Below are 14,283 nucleotides of genomic sequence, written 5' to 3'. Positions count from 1 at the left end.
CGCCCCCGACCTATACTCAAATCAGCACGTTCTTTAGCGTCGAACACTCCGTTCGGCGAAGACTGTAGGACACCGCGATCTTGAACCTGCGTTCGCTGATCGTCGCTGTGTTGGTGATATTGGCGGGATGCGTCACGCCCACGCCTGCCCCGGTAGTGGTGGTGCCGGTGGTGGTGTCCCAGAGCACCTGGCAGCAGGTGGACCGGGAGATTGTCGCCGCTTCGCAACAGGCCACCGAACAGGCCAGGGTCTACGCCCGCGGGTCCATGGAGCACTGGCGCACGCGGGTTTATCAGCAGACCGAAGAAGTCTTTATTCCGTGGTTCAGCAGCTACTGGACCCAGGAATGGCTGTCGTTGAAGGTCAGCTGGTACGCCATCAATGCCGGGGATGAGCAGGATGCGTCGGCCAAACGCCTGGCGGCCTATCTGCTGGAGCAGTACCACCAGCGCGTGCTGGAGCCGGTGGCGGTGGAGATCGACCCCAACGCGATCCTCAGCCAGGCGACAGAGTTTTACGTGCAGCTGATGGGTCAGCAACTCGAGGTTATCTCCAAACGTCATGGCGTGCCGATGGCGCAGCTCAACGGTCGTATCCAGAAAATTCCAGCTATCTCACTGGGCCCGCCGCCCGCCCGTGACGCTTCGTTGTATCAGGTGGTACACACCGAACTGAGCACATTGCCGGCCTATCTGGCGCTGATCGAAAAGATTCACACGGCGGGTGGCGAGAAGGGTATCGCCTCGACGGACGCCGGCATGACACCGGTGGCCAAGCGTGCCAGTAAGCGAATAGAAGCCGAAATGGCCCCACGAGGGGCGGCCGGTGCAGTGGCAGCAATGGCGGGGAAGGCGGCCGGGGCGTTGATTTCCGTAGGAGTGGCCGGGGTGCGCGCGATTATTCAGGCCAACGATCGGCCTGATAGTGAAGCGCTGATCCGCAGCAGCCTGGGCAACTCGTTCGACAAGGCATGGGTGAAGCTGGTGGATAACCCCGCCACCGGCGTCATGGCCGGAACGTTGTACATGGCCAGGCAAATCGAGGGCAGCCTGGAGGGAACCGTCGAGCCGTCGGTCGGTCTGGACGCGGGAACTGTCGATTTTAGCCACGCTGATTCGACTACCCACCAGATCAACCCATAACCCGAGGAGAACGATCATGGCTTACGTTGATGGCTGCGTCTTTGCGGTGCCCACCGCCAACCGCGAAAAATTCAAGCAACACGCACAATCCGCTGCCGCAATCTTCAAGGAAAACGGCGCAATCAGCCTCGCCGAATGCTGGGGCGACGATGTCCCTGATGGCAAAGTGACCTCGTTTCCCATGGCGGTAAAACTCAAGGAAGACGAAACCGTGGTGTTTTCCTGGATCATCTGGCCGGACAAGGCCACCCGTGACGCCGGGATGGCGAAACTCATGAGCGATCCGCGGATGCAACCCGACGTCAATCCAATGCCGTTTGACGGTCAGCGTATGATTTTTGGCGGTTTCGATATGATCGTCAAAGCCTGAACACAATCGCAGGATCACTCCGGCGTCGGGGTGATCCTGCAACTCTTGCGGTTACGAATCTCGCTGTCCGTTGGTCGCTCCTTGATGAACTCGAAGCGCGGCTCACCTTCGTTGTAGTGAACCAGCCAGCCCCATTCCAGTTCGGACTCATCCTGGCCGGGCTTCGGTGGCACGGCCCACCATGGCTCTTTACTGATGATCTGACGCATGGCGTCCTCCCGTCGATTCGGTTGCTTCAACTATAACGCGCATGCCGACAGGTGCCAGAAATGCACTTGCTGGTGTGGTATCCCTTTGTAAAATCAAAGGGTCCAGAAGCCTTGAGGTGCCAGATATGAGCGATGAAAATCGTGAGCCGTTCAAACGGCTATTCTTCGCCCTGAACTGCGCCCCCGAACAACGCCGGGCCATCGCCCAATGGCGCAATGCGCTGGGGCTCAACGTCGGGCGCCCGGTGCCGGCGGAAAACTTTCATCTGACGCTGCTGTTTCTCGGTACGGTGGGGATGGCGCAGATAGCGGGCGTCTGCGAGGCCGCCGCCAATGTCCAGATGCCCGGCATGCCGTTGACGGTTGTGCTTGATCGACTGGAAGTCTGGCGTCGCTCCGGGGTTTTGTTGCTGGCGCCCGAGCAGGCAGAACCGCAGTTGCTGCGCTTGGTGTATGCGCTGGAGCAGGCCATGTTGCCGTTCGGCTTCGAGGACACCCGTCGGGAATTTCGCCCGCATTTAACCCTCATGCGCGACTACCGGGCGCCGGTCCCCGAATCCGCTACGCCGCCAGAGTTTTTCCTGCGTGCTGATCGCTTCACCTTGTTCGAATCCCATAAAGGCCGGTACCGGGCACTGGCCGAATGGCCGCTGATTTCTGCATAAAAAAGGCGCCCGAGAGCGCCTGAAATTCACCTTAACCGAGGAAGCCAGGTGAAGCCGTTCTTCTGAGAGGAGTGCAGCGGTGGTAAGGCGCTGCGTGAACGGAAAATGGGGAAGAGACACATTTGATTGGTGTGGTTCACATATTTTGTGTCCGGCCCGCTCCTACAGGGGGAGCGGGCCGGACAGGGAGTGTGGCGCATTTACTTACCGAGCTTCACCCGCGTCCAGCCCCGGGTCATCACCCGCTGAATACCGATCGGCATGTCTGGAATCGCATACAGCGTCGCCATCACCGCTTGCGGTGGGTAGGAACCCGGGTCGTCGCGAATGGCTTCATCCACCAGTGGCGTGGCCGCCGCATTGGCGTTGCTGTAACCGACGCTGTTGGTGACTTCGGCAATGATGTCCGGACGCATGAGGAAGTTCATGAACAGGTAGGCATTGTCGACGTTGGCCGCGTCCCGTGGGATGGCAACCATGTCGTAAAAGCTGCCGGCGCCTTCTTTCGGGATGCTGTATTCGATCTTCACCTTGTCGCCGGCCTCCTTGGCGCGGGCCTTGGTTTGCAGCACGTCGCCGGAGTAACCGACGGCGACGCAGATGTTGCCGTTGGCCAGATCGGAGATGTACTTCGACGAATGGAAATAAGCCACCGACGGCCGAATCTTCATGAACAGCGCTTCGGCTTCAACGATCTGCGCCTTGTCCTGGGAGTTCACCGGGTAGCCCAGATAGTGCAGGGCGGCCGGGAGCATTTCTGTCGGCGAATCGAGGAAGCTGATGCCGCAGGCTTTCAGCTTCGCAGCGTTTTCCGGTTTGAACAGCAGGTCCCAAGAGTTCACCGGCGCATCAGTGCCCAGCACTTCCTTGACCTTGGCCGGGTTGTAACCGATGCCGATCGAACCCCACATGTACGGGAAAGCATGACCATTGTCAGGATCGCTGGCAGAGGCGTTTTTCAGCAGCACCGGGTTGAGATTTTTCCAGTTTGGCAGCTTGGATTTGTCCAGCGGCTGATAGACGCCAGCCTTGATCTGCTTGGCCAGGAAACTGTTGGACGGCACCACAATGTCGTAACCGGATTTACCGGCCAGCAAGCGTGCTTCAAGGGTTTCATTGCTATCGAACACATCGTAGGTCACGCGGATGCCGGTCTCGTCTTCGAACTTCTTGACCGTGTCCGGGGCGATGTAATCCGACCAGTTGTAGACGCGCAATACCTTGTCATTGGCCTGGGCACCGGTAGCCATCGCGCCCAATAAGGACAGTGTCAGCAGAGTCCTGCCAAACATTTTCATCGGTACAACTCCATTTTCTTTTTTATAGAACCTGTGGCGAGGGAGCTTGCTCCCGCTTGAGTGCGCAGCACTCACAAAATAGGCAAGTGTTGCCAGAATTTTTGGGGCCGCTTCGCAGCCCAGCGGGAGCAAGCTCCCTCGCCACAGTTAACTGAACCGCAGCACTAAGCTGTCGCTTCGATTCGCTGGTTTTTCGGCTGCTGCCACGACTCGCTGGCGGTCTGGTCCATCGCTTCCTGGATCGCCCGTTTGCGCGTGGCTTCGGCCTTGCGGCTGAAGTACCAGACCAGGAACGTGACGATCGATACCGCCAACAGAATCAAGCTGGCCACGGCATTGATCTCAGGCTTCACACCCAGACGCACCGCCGAGAACACTTCCATCGGCAACGTTGTCGAGCCTGGGCCAGAGACGAAACTCGCCAACACCAGATCATCCAGCGACAAGGCAAACGACATCATGCCGCCCGCCGCCAGTGACGGCGCGATCATTGGAATGGTAATCAGAAAGAACACCTTGAACGGCCGCGCACCCAAGTCCATGGCTGCTTCTTCGATCGACAGGTCCAGCTCACGCAAGCGCGCCGACACCACCACCGCCACATACGCTGCGCAGAACGTGGTGTGAGCGATCCAGATGGTGACGATGCCACGCTCCATTGGCCAGCCAATCAACTGCGCCATGGCCACGAACAGCAGCAACAGCGACAGACCGGTGATCACTTCCGGCATCACCAACGGCGCCGTCACCAAACCACCAAACAGCGTACGACCCTTGAAACGCGTCACACGGGTGAGCACGAAAGCGGCGAGGGTGCCCAGCGCCACGGCGGCAATCGCGGTGTAGCAGGCGATTTCCAGCGAGCGCACCACCGAGCCCATCAGTTGCGAGTTGTCGAGCAGGCCGACGTACCACTTCACCGACCAGCCGCCCCACACCGTCACCAGTTTCGAGGCGTTGAACGAGTAGATCACCAGAATCAGCATCGGCAGGTAGATAAACGACAGGCCGAAAATCAGCATGAACTTTGAAAATCCGAAGCGTTTCATCCCCGTCCCTCCATCTCTTTGGCCTGGCTGCGGTTGAACAGCAGGATCGGCACAATCAGAATCGCCAGCATCACCACCGCCAGGGCGGATGCCACCGGCCAGTCGCGGTTGTTGAAGAACTCCTGCCACAGCACGCGGCCGATCATCAGGGTTTCCGGGCCGCCCAACAGTTCCGGAATCACGAACTCACCGACCACCGGAATGAACACCAGCATTGCACCTGCAATGATCCCGTTCTTGGCCAGCGGCACGGTGATTTTCCAGAAGTTGTTAAAGTTGCTGGAGCCCAGGTCCGATGCGGCTTCCAGCAGGCTTTGATCGTGCTTCACCAGGTTGGCGTACAGCGGCAACACCATGAACGGCAGGTAGGCATAGACCACGCCGATGTACACCGCCGTGTTGGTATTGAGGATCTCGATCGGCTGCGACGTGAGCCCGGTCCACATCAGGAACGCATTGAGCAAACCGTTGTTGCTGAGGATGCCCATCCACGCATAGACGCGGATCAGGATTGCGGTCCAGGTCGGCATCATGATCAACAGCAGCAGAACGTTCTGCGTTTCCTTGTTGGCCTTGGTGATCGCATAGGCCATCGGGAAACCGATCACCAGGCACATCAGCGTGCTTAAAAACGCGACCTTCAACGAGCCAAAGTAGGCCGAGATGTACAACTCATCTGCGGTTAGCAACGAGTAGTTGCCGAGGTTCAGCAGCAACTGAAATTTCTGTTCGGCGAAGGTGTAAATCTCGGAGTAGGGAGGAATGGCCAGCGCCGCTTCCGAGAAGCTGATCTTCATCACCAGGAAGAACGGCAACAGGAAAAACAGGCACAGCCACAGGAACGGAATGCCGATGACCAGTTTGCGGCCGCTGGGCACCAGGCGCAGGAACTGCTGATTGAAGGTTCTCATGAGCGCAGTACCACGCCGCTGTCGTCTTCCCACCACACGTAGACCTGATCGTCCCAGGTCGGGCGCGCGCCACGGCGTTCGGCGTTGGCCATGAACGACTGGACGATCTTGCCGCCGGGCAATTCCACATAAAACACCGAGTGGCCGCCGAGGTAGGCGATGTCATGCACCTTGCCTTCGGACCAGTTGTAGCGAGTCTCGGGCTTGAGGGTGCTGACCAGCATTTTTTCCGGGCGGATGGCGTAGGTGATCGACTTGTCCTGCACTGACGTACTCACGCCATGGCCGACGTAGATCTTCTGTTGCAGATCCGGGCTGTGGATGATCGCGTGACCTTCCAGGTCCTCGACCACGGTGCCGTCGAAAGCGTTCACGTTGCCGATGAATTCGCAGACCATGCGGCTGACCGGTGCTTCATAGATGTCCACCGGGCTGCCGATCTGGGCGATCCAGCCCAAGTGCATGATCGCGATGCGCTCGGCCATGGTCATGGCCTCTTCCTGGTCGTGGGTCACCATCACGCAGGTCACGCCGACGCGCTCGATGATTTCCACCAGCTCCAATTGCATCTGCGAACGCAGCTTTTTATCCAGCGCGCCCATTGGTTCGTCGAGCAACAGCAGCTTCGGTCGCTTGGCCAGCGAGCGCGCCAGTGCCACACGTTGACGCTGGCCGCCGGACAACTGATGCGGCTTGCGTTTGGCGTACTGGGTCATGTGCACCAGCCGCAGCATCTCTTCGACACGGGCGTCGATTTCGCTGGCAGGCAAACGATCCTGCTTGAGGCCGAAGGCGATGTTCTGCGCCACCGTCATGTGCGGGAACAGTGCGTAGGACTGGAACATCATGTTGATCGGCCGTTCGTACGGCGGCATGTCGGTGATGTCGACACCGTCGAGCAGAATCCGCCCTTCGGTCGGGCGCTCGAAACCGGCGAGCATGCGCAGCAGCGTCGATTTACCCGAGCCGGAACCGCCGAGCAAGGCGAAGATTTCCCCTTGATGAATCTCCAGGGATACATCGTCCACGGCGGTGGTTTCGTCGAATTTCTTGGTGACGCGGTCGACTTTCACCAACACCTTTTTCGGTGCCTGGTGACCTTCAAGAGCCTTCCTGTAGATGCTGGAGGCGTTTGCCATATGAAACTCCCAACAGGTTTCAGTCGTCGGGCCAACGCGGCCTGACTTAGTAGTTGATTGCAAGCCCAAGCCGTACGGTGCCAGTCATAACGCGACCCCCTGTGGGAGCGGGCTTGCGTTTGAATCACTGACCCGTACCAGTCGGGCTTATTCGGCGCCGCCATCCTGGCTGCCGGGTCGTACTTGTTGTTATTGCGGTTCATCTATTACGTGAGCAACCGGCGCGCAAAGGCACGCCCGCCAGACTCACGGGGCAGTTAAATCGTTGAATGGTTTTTGAAGTCAGCGCGTATTACGCAGCGCCGCCCGTTGCCGGCACGCTTCGCCAAACGCCTGGAAAATACTCAAATAGGGGGAATTCGAAAGCACCTGCCATTCCGGGTGCCATTGCACGCCGACGGCGAAGGCCTTGCTGTGCTCGACGGAGATCGCCTCGATCAAACCATCCGGTGCAACAGCTTCAGCGCGCAGGCCGGGAGCGAGTCGGTCGATGCCCTGGCTGTGAATCGAATTGACCTGGAATACCTGCGGCAACTCCAGCGCTTCGAATACACCGCCCGGTTGCACATTCACCGCATGAGCAGGCGCGTATTGCACAGCCAGGTCCGGGTGATTCGCTTCGCGGTGATCGAGGTAGCCGGACAGTTCATGCACCTTCTGATGCAGGCTGCCGCCGAACGCCACGTTCATTTCCTGAAAGCCCCGGCAGATGCCGAGCACCGGAATGCCGGCGGCGATGGCTGCGCGCAATAAGGGCAGGGTGGTGGCGTCCCGTTGCGGATCGTGATCCGTGCCGGGGGCACTGGCCGGGCCTTGATAGTGGAAGGGTTCCACATTTGATGGCGAGCCGGTCAGCAACAGACCGTCTAGCTGCGCGAGCAGGTCATCGATTTCGGTCAGATCGCCTAAGGAAGGAATGACCACTGGCAACCCCAAAGCCGCGACGCTGACAGCACGCAAATACTTGTCGCCGCTGACGTGGTAGGGGTGCAGGCCAATCTGTTTGACGCACGCAGTAACGCCGATCAATGGCTTGAATGCCATTTTTATCACCTCGAAGTTTCACACTTGAACGAGCTTTTCCGGAGCTTAGCCTTGTTGATTTTAATTAACAACTCTCATGTAAAAAATTCTAAACGCCACACGTCATATCTTCAGGATTTACGCGGTGCGCAAGACTGATGTGGCACTATCGAGCCCAAAAAAGGCCATAAAATAAAGGGTGAGAGGCCGTCTGTTCGCTATTGACTTCACTTTGCCGTTCGGGTTGACTGGGCTCGTGAACGTGAAGTGAACATAATAATTAACAGCTAATAGGTGCATCATGTCGGTCCCTCTGCGTGCCGTTCAACTCAACGAAGCAAACGCATTCCTTAAGAAATATCCTGAGGTTTTGTACGTCGACCTTCTGATTGCGGATATGAACGGTGTGGTGCGCGGCAAGCGCATCGAACGCACCAGTCTTCATAAGGTTTACGAAAAAGGCATTAACCTCCCGGCGTCACTGTTTGCCCTGGACATCAACGGCTCTACGGTGGAAAGCACCGGCCTGGGTCTGGACATCGGCGACTCGGATCGAATCTGCTTCCCCATCCCCAATACCCTCAGCATCGAACCCTGGCAGAAGCGCCCGACCGCGCAGCTGTTAATGACCATGCACGAACTCGAAGGCCAGCCGTTCTTCGCTGACCCGCGTGAAGTGTTGCGTCAGGTGGTGAGCAAGTTCGATGACATGGGCCTGACCATTTGCGCAGCCTTCGAACTCGAGTTTTATCTGATCGACCAGGACAACGTGAACGGTCGTCCGCAGTCGCCACGCTCGCCGGTGTCCGGCAAGCGTCCGCACTCGACTCAGGTGTACCTGATCGACGATCTGGACGAGTACGTCGACTGCCTGCAAGACATCCTCGAAGGCGCGAAAGAGCAGGGCATTCCTGCCGACGCCATCGTCAAGGAAAGTGCTCCGGCGCAGTTCGAAGTGAACCTGCATCACGTCTGCGACCCTATAAAGGCCTGCGACTACGCGGTTTTGCTCAAGCGTCTGGTGAAGAACATCGCCTACGACCACGAGATGGACACCACCTTCATGGCCAAACCGTATCCGGGCCAGGCGGGTAATGGTTTGCACGTGCACATTTCGATTCTCGACAAAGAAGGCAACAACATCTTTGCCAGCGAGGATCCCGAGCAGAACGCCGCACTGCGTCACGCGATCGGCGGTGTGCTCGAGACCCTGCCGGCGCAAATGGCTTTCCTGTGCCCGAACGTCAACTCGTACCGCCGTTTCGGCGCGCAGTTCTATGTGCCGAACTCGCCAAGCTGGGGCATCGATAACCGTACCGTGGCAGTACGCGTGCCCACCGGTTCGGCGGATGCCGTGCGCATCGAGCACCGTGTTGCCGGCGCCGATGCCAACCCGTACCTGTTGATGGCGTCAGTGCTGGCCGGTATTCACCACGGCCTGACCAACGAAATCGAACCGGGTGCCCCGGTGGAAGGCAACAGCTACGAGCAGAACGAGCAAAGCCTGCCGAACAACCTGCGCGATGCTTTGCGTGAGCTGGACGACAGCGAAGTCATGGCGCGCTACATCGACCCGCTGTACATCGACGTGTTTGTCGCGTGCAAGGAAAGCGAGCTGGCCGAGTTCGAAAACTCCATCTCGGACCTTGAGTACAACTGGTACTTGCATACGGTTTGATTGGCTAAAAACCGTCAGTCAAGGATGAAAGGTGGGCGTGCACAGATCATGTGTACACCGCCAACCCTGTGGGAGCGGGCTTGCCCGCGATGGCGTCATCACCGTCAACATTAATGGCGCCTGATACACCGCAATCGCGGGCAAGCCCGCTCCCACAGGGATTGCATTTCAAATCTTTAACTGACTGGCAGTCGGTCAATCCAACGATCAACTATTCCTCTGCGTAGAGTCACAACAATGACAAACACTCGCAGCGACTGGGAGCAACGCTTCCAGTCCCTCACACTAGAAGGCCGCGCATTCATCGACGGTCAATACTGCCCGGCACTCAGCGGCGATACCTTCGAATGCGTCAGCCCGGTAGACGGTCGCTTCCTGGCGAACATCGCCAGCACCGATGAAGCCGACGCCAATGCGGCAGTCGCCGTCGCGCGCCGTACATTCGAATCCGGTATCTGGGCGCGGTTGGCGCCCGCAGAACGCAAGCGCATTTTGATTCGGTTCGCCGATCTGATTCTGCAACACCAGGAAGAACTGGCGCTGCTCGAAACCCTGGACATGGGCAAACCGATCAGCGACTCCATGAGCATCGACATCCCGGCGACCGCCAATGCGATCCGCTGGAGCGCCGAAGCCATCGACAAAATCTACGACGAAGTCGCCGCTACACCGCACGACCAATTGGGCCTCATCACCCGCGAACCAGCAGGCGTGGTCGCCGCCATCGTGCCGTGGAATTTCCCGCTGATCATGGCCAGCTGGAAGTTCGCCCCAGCCCTGGCGGCGGGCAACTCGTTCATCCTCAAGCCTTCGGAAAAGTCACCGCTGACGGCCATTCGCATCGCGCAATTGGCCCTCGACGCCGGCATCCCCAAAGGCGTGTTCAACGTCCTGCCAGGCTTCGGTCACACCGTCGGTAAAGCGTTGGCGTTGCACATGGATGTCGACGTGCTGGCCTTCACCGGCTCCACTGCGATTGCCAAGCAACTGCTGATCTACGCCGGGCAAAGCAACATGAAGCGGGTCTGGCTGGAGGCGGGCGGGAAGAGCCCGAACGTGGTGTTCGCCGATGCGCCGGACTTGCGCGCGGCAGCACAAGCAGCGGCTGGTGCGATTGCCTTCAACCAGGGCGAAGTCTGCACCGCCGGCTCACGTCTGCTGGTGGAGCGCTCGATTCGCGAGCAGTTCATTCCGTTGCTGGTGGAAGCACTGCAAGCCTGGAAACCGGGGCATGCCCTCGATCCTGAAACCACCGTCGGCGCGGTCGTCGATCAGCGCCAACTGGAGAACGTGCTGCGCTATATCCAGATCGGCAAAGATCAGGGCGCACACCTGATCGCCGGCGGCAATCGTACCCTCGCAGACACCGGTGGCCTGTACGTGGAGCCGGCAATTTTCGACGGCGTGACCAACGCCATGACCATTGCCCGGGAAGAAATCTTCGGCCCGGTGCTGTCGCTGATCACCTTCGACACCGCTGAAGAAGCCCTGCAGATCGCCAACGACAGCATCTTCGGTCTGGCGGCTGGCGTGTGGACCAGCAACCTCAGCAAGGCCCACACCTTCGCTCGCGGCTTGCGCGCCGGCAGCGTCTGGGTCAACCAGTACGACGGCGGCGACATGACCGCGCCGTTCGGCGGGTTCAAGCAGTCGGGTAACGGTCGGGACAAATCGCTGCACGCGTTCGACAAATACACCGAACTCAAAGCGACCTGGATCAAGCTCTAACACCTTTACAGCGGCGGTCGCCGGCATATGTTGGCGGCCCTCGGAGAAACGTATGAAACAGACTCATGTAAACAGCTACTACGCTGCGACCCGTAATCAGATCGGTGATTACCCGGTTCTTGAAGAATTGGTGGAGTGCGACGTCTGCGTGATCGGCGCCGGCTACACCGGTCTGTCCTCGGCGCTGTTCCTCAGCGAAGCGGGCTACAGCGTCACCGTACTGGAAGCCGCCAAAGTCGGCTTCGGCGCCAGCGGTCGCAACGGCGGCCAACTGGTCAATTCCTACAGCCGCGACGTCGATGTCATCGAAGAACGCTACGGCGACAAAACCGCTGAAGTGCTCGGCAGCATGATCTTTGAGGGCGCCGACATCATCCGTTCGCGCATCAAAGAGTACGACATCAAATGCGACTATCGCCCCGGCGGCATCTTCGCAGCGCTGAACAAAAAGCAACTCAACGGCCTGGCCGAGCAGAAGCGCAGCTGGGAGCGCTACGGTAACAAAAACCTGAGAATGCTCGACGCCGCTGACATCAAGCGCGAAGTGGGTTGCGACAACTACGTCGGCGGCCTGCTCGATATGCAAGGTGGCCACATCCATCCGCTGAACCTGGCCCTCGGTGAAGCAGCTGCGATTATCAGCCTGGGCGGCAAAATCTACGAACAATCCGCCGCCGTGGAAATCACCTACGGCGAACCGATCACCGTGCGCACCGCCAAAGGCGTGGTGCGGGCCAAGTACCTGTTGATCGCCGGCAACGCCTACCTGCCTCAAGACCTCGACAACCGCGTCACGCGCAAAAGCATGCCCTGCGGTTCGCAAATCGTCGTCACCGAGCCGTTGTCCGAACGAGTCGCCCGCAGCCTGATCACCAACAACTACTGCGTCGAAGACTGCAACTACCTGCTCGACTATTACCGCCTCACCGCCGACAACCGCCTGCTGTACGGTGGCGGAGTGGTCTACGGCGCCCGCGAGCCGGACGACATCGAACAACTGATCAAACCGAAAATCCTCAAGACTTTCCCGCAACTCAAGGACGTGAAAGTCGACTACCGCTGGACCGGCAACTTCCTGCTGACCATGTCACGCATGCCGCAATTCGGCCGCATCGAAAAGAACGCCTACTACATGCAAGGCTACAGCGGCCACGGCGTCACCTGCTCACACCTGGCCGGCAAACTCATCTCGGAAATGATCCGCGGCGACGCCGAACGCTTCGACGCCTTCGCCTCCCTGCCACACATGCCCATGCTCGGCGGCCGCACCTTCCAGGCCCCGCTCACCGCCATGGGCGCCGCGTATTACGCGCTACGCGACCGTTTCGGCATCTAAGTAGAACCTTACCGGCGGCCATCCCAAAAATGTGCCGCCGACCAATGCCAGTCATAGCAGGGCACCGCTCCCACAAGGATCCAAGCCGAACATCAAATTAGTGGTCAACCCGGACCAAAACTGTGGGAGCGAGCCTGCTCGCGATGAGGCCGCATCAGCCTCCATCGATGTCACCTGACATACCGCCATCGCGGGCAAGCCCGCTCCCACAAGGATCCAAGCCGAACATCAAATTAGTGGTCAACCCGGACCAAAACTGTGGGAGCGAGCCTGCTCGCGATGAGGCCGCATCAGCCTCCATCGATGGCGCCCGACACACCGCCATCGCGAGCAGGCTCGCTCCCACAATTTCCGCACCTGAGCGACTGGAATCAGGGGCCCGCAGGCTTTTTTCATAGCCGTTTATCGAACCTGCTGAGCAATACCGACAAACGTGATTTAATACCCGCCTTTCACGGTTCCGGGACGGGAAACGGCGTAATCCGCGGCCACCAGTCGCCCGCTACCCACCCCCATTACCCCTTAAGTATTCTTCGCATAAGGCTGTCATGGACACGGGCTCACGACTCAAATTAGTACGCGAAAGCTACAAACTGTCCCAGCGCGAGCTGGCCCGGCGTAGCGGCGTCACTAATGCAACCATTTCCCTGATCGAACAGAATCGCGTCAGTCCTTCCGTCAGCTCGCTGAAAAAACTGCTCGAAGGCATACCCATGTCCTTGGCGGACTTCTTCACCTTCGACCAACCGCCGCGTGAGCATCAATACGTGTTCCGCGCCAATGAACAGCCAGATCTCGGGCGTCACGGGCTGCGGTTGTTGCTGATTGGCGCTTCGGTGCCGAGTCGGCAGATGCGGTTGTTGCGCGAGCAGTACGCGCCTGGGGCCAGCTCTGGTGAAGAGCCCATCGTGCATGCTGAAGGGGAGGAGTGTGGGCTCGTAACCCGTGGCACGGTTGAGCTCACCGTTGATGGTCAGATTAGTGTGCTGAATGCCGGGGATGGGTATTACTTTCCGACGACGCTGCCGCATCGGTTTCGCAATATTGGGCAGGATGAAGCGGAAATCATCAGCGCCAACACCCCGGCTAACTTCTGATATCGATAGCGAACAACAAACCTGTAGCAGCCATCGGTAGTTGCTACGGGCTTTTTCAAAGTAAATGGACTTCACCTCATGACCACACAACGCATCCGCCCCCTCGCACTCTGCGTCTTCCATCACAACGGAAAAATTCTGGTCAACGAAGCTTACGACTCAGTAAAAAAACAGACGTTTTTCCGCCCGGTCGGTGGAGGCATCGAGTTCGGCGAAACCAGTGTCCAGGCAGTTGTGCGAGAGGTACAAGAGGAACTCGGGTTATCCATCTCTGATGTTCGCTTACTCGGTACGCTTGAGAGCATCTTCACTTATGCCGGCACTCCAGGGCATGAAATTGTTCAGGTGTACGATGCAAAATTTGTGGATGCGAGCGTCTACGAATTGCCGCAGTTGAAGGCGTGTGAGAGTGACGGCACGGCCTTCATAGCGAAATGGCATGGCGTCGCAAGCTTCACTAATGGGTCACCTTTGGTTCCAGATGGACTTTACGAGCTACTGAAGAAAGTCGCATTGCTGGATTGATATCTGAAGCAACAAAGGAGTGACTTGAGGGGACTTCTCCTGGTCCTTCCGCTCCACGATTGACAACCCGGATCATCCAAAACACTATCAGCCCATGACCTACACACGCCAAA

Annotated in this window: 14 protein-coding genes; 8 read left to right on the top strand and 6 right to left on the bottom strand. The window is 58.6% G+C overall.

What is annotated here, in order from left to right:
- The first annotated feature begins 80 nt into the window (after nucleotides 1–80).
- On the top strand, nucleotides 81–1,142 hold the full coding sequence (locus ACZ3HH_RS15735) for a hypothetical protein (protein ID WP_465805740.1): 1,062 nt from the start codon (nucleotides 81–83) through the stop codon (nucleotides 1,140–1,142).
- Nucleotides 1,143–1,158: 16 nt separating this feature from the next.
- Nucleotides 1,159–1,512: a DUF1428 domain-containing protein gene (locus ACZ3HH_RS15730; protein ID WP_465805739.1), complete on the top strand. Its 354-nt coding sequence runs from the start codon at nucleotides 1,159–1,161 to the stop codon at nucleotides 1,510–1,512.
- Nucleotides 1,513–1,526: 14 nt separating this feature from the next.
- Here the strand turns inward: ACZ3HH_RS15730 and ACZ3HH_RS15725 are convergent, their stop codons facing one another.
- Nucleotides 1,527–1,721 carry a hypothetical protein gene (locus ACZ3HH_RS15725; protein WP_465805738.1) on the bottom strand — a complete coding sequence of 65 codons (195 nt, stop codon included), beginning with the start codon at nucleotides 1,719–1,721 and terminating at the stop codon, nucleotides 1,527–1,529.
- 125 nt (nucleotides 1,722–1,846) lie between these two features.
- Between ACZ3HH_RS15725 and thpR the strand changes: the two genes are divergently transcribed.
- A complete protein-coding gene (thpR, locus tag ACZ3HH_RS15720) occupies nucleotides 1,847–2,386 on the top strand; it encodes an RNA 2',3'-cyclic phosphodiesterase (protein WP_465805737.1) in 540 nt (179 codons plus the stop codon).
- 200 nt (nucleotides 2,387–2,586) lie between these two features.
- On the opposite strand, the gene ACZ3HH_RS15715 is transcribed toward thpR, so the two are convergent.
- The 5 genes from ACZ3HH_RS15715 to ACZ3HH_RS15695 form a co-directional block, all read right to left on the bottom strand.
- Nucleotides 2,587–3,684 carry a polyamine ABC transporter substrate-binding protein gene (locus ACZ3HH_RS15715; RefSeq protein WP_465805736.1) on the bottom strand — a complete coding sequence of 366 codons (1,098 nt, stop codon included), beginning with the start codon at nucleotides 3,682–3,684 and terminating at the stop codon, nucleotides 2,587–2,589.
- 164 nt (nucleotides 3,685–3,848) lie between these two features.
- A complete protein-coding gene (locus ACZ3HH_RS15710; RefSeq protein WP_465805735.1) occupies nucleotides 3,849–4,733 on the bottom strand; it encodes an ABC transporter permease subunit in 885 nt (294 codons plus the stop codon).
- The gene (locus ACZ3HH_RS15705) at nucleotides 4,730–5,611 is read right to left on the bottom strand and encodes an ABC transporter permease subunit (protein ID WP_465806083.1); all 882 of its coding nucleotides are present in this window, start codon (nucleotides 5,609–5,611) and stop codon (nucleotides 4,730–4,732) included. Before ACZ3HH_RS15705 ends, ACZ3HH_RS15710 begins: the two co-directional genes overlap by 4 nt.
- A 29-nt stretch (nucleotides 5,612–5,640) precedes the next feature.
- Nucleotides 5,641–6,783: a polyamine ABC transporter ATP-binding protein gene (potA, locus tag ACZ3HH_RS15700; RefSeq protein ID WP_030128944.1), complete on the bottom strand. Its 1,143-nt coding sequence runs from the start codon at nucleotides 6,781–6,783 to the stop codon at nucleotides 5,641–5,643.
- Between the two features lie 282 nt (nucleotides 6,784–7,065).
- Nucleotides 7,066–7,827, bottom strand: coding sequence for a gamma-glutamyl-gamma-aminobutyrate hydrolase family protein (locus ACZ3HH_RS15695; RefSeq protein WP_465805734.1), 762 nt, complete (start codon nucleotides 7,825–7,827; stop codon nucleotides 7,066–7,068).
- Nucleotides 7,828–8,107: 280 nt separating this feature from the next.
- Here ACZ3HH_RS15695 and ACZ3HH_RS15690 point away from each other — a divergent pair, with 280 nt between their 5' ends.
- The 5 genes from ACZ3HH_RS15690 to ACZ3HH_RS15670 all read left to right on the top strand — a co-directional run bounded on the left by ACZ3HH_RS15690 (nucleotide 8,108) and on the right by ACZ3HH_RS15670 (nucleotide 14,170).
- The gene (locus ACZ3HH_RS15690) at nucleotides 8,108–9,484 is read left to right on the top strand and encodes a glutamine synthetase family protein (protein ID WP_465805733.1); all 1,377 of its coding nucleotides are present in this window, start codon (nucleotides 8,108–8,110) and stop codon (nucleotides 9,482–9,484) included.
- Nucleotides 9,485–9,721: 237 nt separating this feature from the next.
- Nucleotides 9,722–11,212 carry an aldehyde dehydrogenase gene (locus tag ACZ3HH_RS15685; RefSeq protein ID WP_465805732.1) on the top strand — a complete coding sequence of 497 codons (1,491 nt, stop codon included), beginning with the start codon at nucleotides 9,722–9,724 and terminating at the stop codon, nucleotides 11,210–11,212.
- Nucleotides 11,213–11,264: 52 nt separating this feature from the next.
- On the top strand, nucleotides 11,265–12,548 hold the full coding sequence (locus ACZ3HH_RS15680) for an NAD(P)/FAD-dependent oxidoreductase (protein WP_465805731.1): 1,284 nt from the start codon (nucleotides 11,265–11,267) through the stop codon (nucleotides 12,546–12,548).
- A 548-nt stretch (nucleotides 12,549–13,096) separates the two neighbouring features.
- Nucleotides 13,097–13,645, top strand: a complete 549-nt coding sequence (locus ACZ3HH_RS15675; RefSeq protein ID WP_008068184.1) for a cupin domain-containing protein — start codon at nucleotides 13,097–13,099, stop codon at nucleotides 13,643–13,645.
- 78 nt (nucleotides 13,646–13,723) lie between these two features.
- Nucleotides 13,724–14,170, top strand: coding sequence for an NUDIX hydrolase (locus ACZ3HH_RS15670; RefSeq protein WP_460146442.1), 447 nt, complete (start codon nucleotides 13,724–13,726; stop codon nucleotides 14,168–14,170).
- Nucleotides 14,171–14,283: the final 113 nt, after the last annotated feature.

Source organism: Pseudomonas sp. PME37.24/025 (assembly GCF_055556615.1).
This window is presented reverse-complemented; position numbering and strand designations above follow the sequence as displayed.

Coding starts and splice junctions, on each gene's coding strand:
- ACZ3HH_RS15730 (WP_465805739.1), top strand. CDS start 1,159: ATGGCTTACGTTGATGGCTGCGTCTTTGCGGTGCCCACCGCCAACCGC.
- ACZ3HH_RS15725 (WP_465805738.1), bottom strand. CDS start 1,721: ATGCGTCAGATCATCAGTAAAGAGCCATGGTGGGCCGTGCCACCGAAG.
- thpR (WP_465805737.1), top strand. CDS start 1,847: ATGAGCGATGAAAATCGTGAGCCGTTCAAACGGCTATTCTTCGCCCTG.
- ACZ3HH_RS15715 (WP_465805736.1), bottom strand. CDS start 3,684: ATGAAAATGTTTGGCAGGACTCTGCTGACACTGTCCTTATTGGGCGCG.
- ACZ3HH_RS15710 (WP_465805735.1), bottom strand. CDS start 4,733: ATGAAACGCTTCGGATTTTCAAAGTTCATGCTGATTTTCGGCCTGTCG.
- potA (WP_030128944.1), bottom strand. CDS start 6,783: ATGGCAAACGCCTCCAGCATCTACAGGAAGGCTCTTGAAGGTCACCAG.
- ACZ3HH_RS15695 (WP_465805734.1), bottom strand. CDS start 7,827: ATGGCATTCAAGCCATTGATCGGCGTTACTGCGTGCGTCAAACAGATT.
- ACZ3HH_RS15690 (WP_465805733.1), top strand. CDS start 8,108: ATGTCGGTCCCTCTGCGTGCCGTTCAACTCAACGAAGCAAACGCATTC.
- ACZ3HH_RS15685 (WP_465805732.1), top strand. CDS start 9,722: ATGACAAACACTCGCAGCGACTGGGAGCAACGCTTCCAGTCCCTCACA.
- ACZ3HH_RS15680 (WP_465805731.1), top strand. CDS start 11,265: ATGAAACAGACTCATGTAAACAGCTACTACGCTGCGACCCGTAATCAG.
- ACZ3HH_RS15675 (WP_008068184.1), top strand. CDS start 13,097: ATGGACACGGGCTCACGACTCAAATTAGTACGCGAAAGCTACAAACTG.
- ACZ3HH_RS15670 (WP_460146442.1), top strand. CDS start 13,724: ATGACCACACAACGCATCCGCCCCCTCGCACTCTGCGTCTTCCATCAC.